The sequence below is a fragment of the Fusicatenibacter sp. genome (assembly GCF_977045365.1).
The window spans coordinates 1-2,746 of the sequence record NZ_CDRRUH010000095.1; the positions used below are offsets into that span (position 1 = coordinate 1).

Consider the following 2,746-nt stretch of genomic DNA (forward strand, 5'->3'; position numbering starts at 1 on the left):
CCCGTCCACTTCGACGTCAAAGGAAAGACGGCTCGTTTCCCCCACCGGATTCAGCAGCAGCGCACCAAAATCGTACGGTGCATCAACCTCTGCCTGGTTCTTTTCCAGCTTCCACTCTCCTGTCAGCGCCTGCATCTGAAGCGGTTCTTCCCATCCCACGGCTTCCAGCACCTGTGGAATCGGCTTCACAAAAAGATCGCCATTCTCATCCTGCCACAGCTCATGCACCACCAGACTGCCACCCCAGTCCCATGTATTACAGTCTTTTCCGGGATATCCCGGCGGATCAAAATTGTGCTCGTTGACTTCTCTTGTCGGATTCCAGCCGTAAACGTATCGGTGAACGCCATCACTTCCCGTCTTTGCCGCATAAAAAGCACGCGTGTCGAACGTATCAATTTCCGGCGTCTGCCACGGTCCATACGGACTTCTGCTCTTCCGGTACATCGTCTGATAGCGGTCCGCATACGAAGAAAAGACGAGATAATACCAGTCTCCCATCCGGAAAAAGTCAGGGCACTCACACGCACACTGTGCATTCATCGGAGCATAGAACGGCTCGCAGTAGTCCCAGTGATGCAGATCCTTCGATTTGCACAGACCCACACAGCCTCTCCTCGTCGTTTTTCCTTTTTTCTGCGCCGCAAAAATCATCCACCAGCAGTTTTCCTCCTCACTCCAGAAAACAAACGGATCCCTCCAGTGGATCGGCTCATAGATCACATCATCCGATGCGAAGCGGTCCTCCGGGATTTCCGTCCACACATCCAGATCGGTGCTGACGGCGTGATTCATGTAGTTCTTCTCTGGCAGCTTCTGAAAGGTACAGTAAAACATGTGATACAGGCCATCCACTTTGATCACAGAACCCGTGCCGCCCACAATTTTTGTATCATGCTCCGTATAATGAATATGATCTGTCGTGCTCAGCATCACCCAGCTGTCCTGATGCTGTTCATCCCGGTTCGCACGGTAATTGCGAAGATAAAACGGTTTAAAAACACCATTGTCGTAATAGGGGATCACATCACCCAGCACTGCCTTTTCCGGTCGAAAATAAAGACTCATCCGCTCACCCTCCCATCGTTGTCAATTGAATATTTTCAAAGCGCACCTTTCCGTCAGATACAGCAAGACCAAACTTCCGGTCGTGCAAGTCATACGCGCGCACACTGAGAGCCGTTGTTCCGCCCACATAGACTTCCATCACAGACTCATCGATATAAATTTCCATGGAATACGTTTTCCCCGGAATCAGTTCCAGCGGCCGCTCCAGCTCGACATCGTACTGGAACGTCCATCCGCCCTGCTCATGCATACGGATTGCGCTCTTGTACTCCAGACGCTGCCGCTTCGGATCTAAGTAGAAATAGTAGCCTCTCGCAAACTCCTCATCCACCTGCAGTGCCACGGCAAAACGCTCTGTTCCTTCCGAAAACGTGAAATCAAATGCCAGACAGCCCTGATGCGGAACATCGTTTTCACTGAGTGCAGACGCATAAGCATACGGCGTATCAACAACGGCAGATGTTTCACCAATCTCCCACGCGCCGTTCATCGGTGCCCACTTTACGTCATTTTGAATGGTCAGAACCTCTTTCAGCGCCGGATTTGGTCTTACCGCCAGTGTGCCGTCCTCCCGTGCATAAATTTCATGCGGAATCAGCGTACCGCCCCAGTCATATGTTTTGTAATCGTATCCCTCGTGGTTCGGATCCGGGTCGAAATTCCAGGTGTTCTGTGTCCTTGTCGGATTCCAGCCGAACAGATACCGGTGGTTTCCATCCCCGCAGCTTTTTGCCGCGTAGAACGCACGACCGTCAAAGGAATCTGTTTTCGGGCGTTTCCATGGTCCATGGCAGGAACGGCTCATGCGGTAAATGGTCTGGAAACGGTCTGTGAACTGCGAAAAGATCAGATACCACCAGCCGTTTTCGTAAAACATATCCGGGCATTCGTATGCCGACATGCTCGCATGCGGTGCATACAGCGGCTCACAGCACTCCCAGTGGTGAAGATCGGCAGATTTACATAAGCCTACACAGCCGCGGCGGCCTGTTTTTCCCTGGCTCTGCGCGCACAGCAGCATCCACCAGCAGTTTTCTTCCTCATTCCAGAACACGTATGGATCGCGCCAGTCGGTCGGCAGATAGATCGTTTCGTCCGGTCCGAATGTTTCTTCTTCGTGTTTCGTCCAACTGTCCAGATCACGGCTCGTCGCGTGGCAGACGTACTGCCGCTGCGGATTCTGTTCAAAGACGCAGTAATATAAATGGTAAATCCCATCTGCCTTGATGACAGATCCCGTTCCTCCCAGAATCCCAATTGCCGTCTCCGGCCCGTAATGCACCATATCTTTTGTGTTTAGCAGATGCCAGCCTTCTTTCCTGTCGCTGCCGAAATATGGATTCCAGTTTTTCAGATAAAAAAGGTGGAATTTCCCATCTTCATAATAAGGAATCACATCGCCGACACGAGCATGCTGCGGGGTATAAAATAACTGCATATTTTTTTCTTCTCCTTTCCGTTTTTCTGCGGTTTTTCCCGCTTTTTCGTACTCTTTTTCCGATGCTTTTATTATACTTTTTCCCCTGTAAAATTACAATTAAAATCAGGTATATTTGCCCCGATTTCCGGCAATACTTTTTCATGAAACCACCAAAGAAAGCAAGAAAGGAAGATGCACGATGAGTGGAGATGCAGAGCTTTTAAACTTTATTTACCAGAACTCCCAGATGGGTGTCGA

General features: G+C 50.3%; 2 protein-coding genes. Both read right to left on the reverse strand.

What is annotated here, in order from left to right; translation table 11 throughout:
- On the reverse strand, positions 1-1,068 hold a 1,068-nt coding region (locus tag ACY2VW_RS13755; protein ID WP_461878432.1), incomplete at its 3' end, for a hypothetical protein.
- 4 nt (positions 1,069-1,072) lie between these two features.
- The gene (locus ACY2VW_RS13760) at positions 1,073-2,506 is read right to left on the reverse strand and encodes a family 43 glycosylhydrolase (RefSeq protein WP_461878433.1); all 1,434 of its coding nucleotides are present in this window, start codon (positions 2,504-2,506) and stop codon (positions 1,073-1,075) included.
- Between the last annotated feature and the right edge of the window lie 240 nt (positions 2,507-2,746).

What these genes read in the sequence shown, in the direction of transcription:
- ACY2VW_RS13760 (WP_461878433.1), bottom strand. Translation starts at nt 2,506, where the DNA reads ATGCAGTTATTTTATACCCCGCAGCATGCTCGTGTCGGCGATGTGATT.